This window comes from Clostridium moutaii (genome assembly GCF_041205085.1).
Lineage (GTDB): Bacteria > Bacillota > Clostridia > Clostridiales > Clostridiaceae > Clostridium_B > Clostridium_B moutaii.
The window spans coordinates 1-694 of record NZ_JBGEWD010000046.1; the positions used below are offsets into that span (position 1 = coordinate 1).

The 694-nt window shown below is 34.1% G+C and carries 1 protein-coding gene; it reads left to right on the forward strand.

The features are described 5' to 3' along the window. Positions 1-127 precede the first annotated feature (127 nt). A complete protein-coding gene (tnpA, locus tag AB8U03_RS18015) occupies positions 128-583 on the forward strand; it encodes an IS200/IS605 family transposase (protein ID WP_369705929.1) in 456 nt (151 codons plus the stop codon). The last annotated feature ends 111 nt before the right edge of the window (positions 584-694 follow it).

Here is a 694-nt window from a genome sequence, read left to right on the forward strand (position 1 = left end):
CAAAAGAAAACCACCTGCTGTGCAGGTGCGTTCAGAATAGCTTAAGCGGTGAACAAAAAAACCTCACTTTGATAAAATAGAAGTGGTCTCGTCAGCCAAATCTATAATCAAAGGAGGTCTGCCCTAAATGGACAGTAATAGTTTATCACATACTAAATGGAGATGTAAATATCATGTAGTGTTTGCACCGAAATATAGAAGGAAAGAAATATATGGAGAAAAAAGAAAAGAGATAGGAAAAATATTAAGAGAACTTTGTGAGTGGAAAGGTGTAGAAATAATAGAAGCGAATGCATGCGAAGATCATATACATATGCTTTTATCGATACCACCAAAGATAAGTGTTTCAGGTTTTATGGGATTCTTAAAGGGAAAAAGTAGTTTAATGATATTTGAGAGATTTTCAAATTTAAAATATAAATATGGAAATAGGCACTTTTGGTGCAGAGGATTTTATGTAGATACAGTTGGAAAAAATAAAAAAGCAATAGAAGAATATATAAGAAATCAACAGAAAGAAGATATGATCGCCGACCAAATAAGTATAAAGGAATACATGAACCCTTTTAAGGGTAGCAAGTAACATAAATTGCGGCTGGCGGGATCTTTAAAATGCCTTAAGGCATAACGCTGGTAATGTGTGCCCTTATAGGGCTTAGGAAAAACCACCAGCTAAGCTGGTGGATATTTATTA

Bases quoted from the DNA above. Each gene is read 5' to 3' on its own strand.
- tnpA (WP_369705929.1), top strand. From the start codon at position 128: ATGGACAGTAATAGTTTATCACATACTAAATGGAGATGTAAATATCAT.